The 2378-nt window shown below is 50.0% G+C and carries 2 protein-coding genes; one reads left to right on the forward strand and one right to left on the reverse strand.

Features of this window, described 5'->3' with window-relative positions:
* Window positions 1-231 precede the first annotated feature (231 nt).
* Window positions 232-372: a hypothetical protein gene (locus tag Q0256_RS11300; protein WP_297963183.1), complete on the reverse strand. Its 141-nt coding sequence runs from the start codon at window positions 370-372 to the stop codon at window positions 232-234.
* Window positions 373-708: 336 nt separating this feature from the next.
* Between Q0256_RS11300 and Q0256_RS11305 the strand changes: the two genes are divergently transcribed.
* Window positions 709-1638, forward strand: a complete 930-nt coding sequence (locus Q0256_RS11305) for a ribose-phosphate pyrophosphokinase (protein ID WP_005873085.1) — start codon at window positions 709-711, stop codon at window positions 1636-1638.
* Window positions 1639-2378 lie beyond the last annotated feature (740 nt).

A 2378-nucleotide genomic window follows, 5' to 3' on the forward strand; every position in this document is an offset into this window, starting at 1 on the left:
GGCGAGAGAGCCTGTGCGATTTTAAAATTTAAGCGCGCAAGGGCGGTGTCTAAATTTACGTGACAGACCAAAGTCGCGCGATAAATTTTAAAATTTTGCAGCGCGCGATCGAGCTCTAAACAGCAAGCTTTAAATTTGATCGTCAAAGCGAGCTTTGAATTTTCGCCAAAGCAGACTTTAAATTTAACCGCCTAAGAAATCTAAAAATTTATGCGCCGCGGCAGCCTAAATTTAGCGCGCCACAAAGTATTCGCGCAGTCTGTCCCGCGCAAGCTCAAAATCTAAATTTAAACGCGCACTCACTATAATTCCAAAGATAAAATTCTGCTCATCTGTATCGCAAATATAAAATTTCGCGCTCATCGGCACCATGCCCTCCGCGATAAGGTTTTGGCCGTACCCCTGTTTGATGCGCCCCCTCAGACTTTCATAAAACTTTTCAATACGGTTTTAGCCGCATCCGCGCAGCTACTAGCACAAAAGTGGGCTCCGATGACCCGCGGACGCCGCAATCCGCAGCTAAAATTTCGCCATGGTAAAACCGCGGCAAGCCGAGCCGCCATAGAATTTTAAAGAATTTATCCAGAAAACGGGCAGCGGTCCGCGATGCTCGCTTATGAATTTTACGCGAGCGCGACGAGCGAATTAGCTAAAATTTAGCGCTTTTGGTGTAGAATTCGAGCAAATTTCAATCCAAAGGTCATCAAAATGCGCGGATATAAAATTTTCTCCGGCACCGCAAATCCCGAATTTGCCAAAAAAATCTCCAAATATCTCTCGCTACCGCTTAGCGAATGCGCGATCAAAACCTTCAGCGACGGCGAAATCAGCGTCCAGATCGGCGAGAGCGTGCGCGGTAAGGACGTCTTCGTCATCCAGCCCACATGCGCGCCCGCAAACTCCAATCTAATGGAGCTTTTGATCCTAACAGACGCGCTAAAGCGCTCCAGCGCGAACTCGATCACGGCCGTCGTGCCATACTTCGGCTACGCTCGCCAAGACCGCAAGGCAGCCCCGCGCGTGCCGATCAGCGCGAAGCTCGTGGCAAATATGATGCAGACGGCAGGCATCGACCGCGTCGTCACGATGGATCTGCACGCGGGGCAGATACAGGGCTTTTTCGACGTGCCCGTCGATAACCTCTACGGCTCACTGATATTTTTGGACTACCTGAAAGAGAAAAATTTAAAAAATCCGATCATCGCTAGCCCCGACGTGGGCGGCGTCGCGCGCGCCAGAAGCTTCGCCAAAAAGCTCTCGCTCGATCTCGTCATCGTCGATAAACGCCGCGAGGAGGCGAACAAAAGCGAGGTGATGAACATCATCGGCGACGTCGCGGGCAAGGACGTGATCCTAATCGACGATATGATCGATACCGCGGGCACCATCGTCAAGGCCGCGGGCGCGTTTAAGGAACAGGGCGCGAAGAGTGTCAGCGCGTTTTGTACGCACGCCGTGCTAAGCGGCCCGGCATATGAGCGCATCGAAAGCGGCGCGCTGGACGGCCTCGTCGTGACCGACACGATCCCGCTAAAGCAGGAAAGCGACCGCATCAAGGTAATCAGCGTCGCTCCGCTCTTCGGCGAGGTCATCAGGCGCGTATATCACGACGAGAGCGTAAATAGCTTATTCAAATAAAATTTTAAAATTTAAAGTGCGGCGCGGTTTGTCTTAGACAGCTGCGGGAATGCGAACAATAGGTATCTTATATAATAAAAGATCGCAGCTCAGCCTAAGTCAAGCGCTTACGCCTGCGGGCTCTAAATTTACAGCGTTTGAGCTCGCTGCCGATTTAACTTATTGTGGATTTAACTGCGACGCGAAATTTAGCTTCTACGCGGCGAATTCAATTTATGCGCGGCATTTACTCCGCGCGGCGGAAAAATTTAACTGCAACCGCGTAGTAAATTTACTGCATTAACCGCTGCAAACCGCATTTATAATCCGCCGCACTAAATTCCGCGAGACTGCGTTTTAAATTTGCCGTAAAATTTTCTGCATATTTGATGAGATCGCGCAGCGCCGCTACGCTTTAAATTTATGATAATTTGCCGCGCATTCGCATCGTCCGTGCAGCTGCGCTTCTGCAAAACTCGCACCCGCTAAATCTTGCAAAGCCGTGCTTTAAATTTCGCCGCAAAATCCGTAGCATACGCCGGTAAGTATGTGCCCGCCGATCGCGTTTAATTTTGGCGCCGAAATTCTTTATATTTTAGAGTATTGTAAGACTCAAAATGCCGTGCTTATTGAGCGCTCGCAGCTTCATTGGCGACGGGCTATCGATATATCGGTAGCCCTCAAGCGATCCGCTTCTTTAAATTTTACCGCTCAAGCTCGCAGCGATTTTTTAAAATCCCGCGATTTAAAAGCCAGCAAGG

The sequence above is a fragment of the uncultured Campylobacter sp. genome (assembly GCF_937949835.1).
Taxonomy (GTDB): Bacteria; Campylobacterota; Campylobacteria; order Campylobacterales; family Campylobacteraceae; genus Campylobacter_B.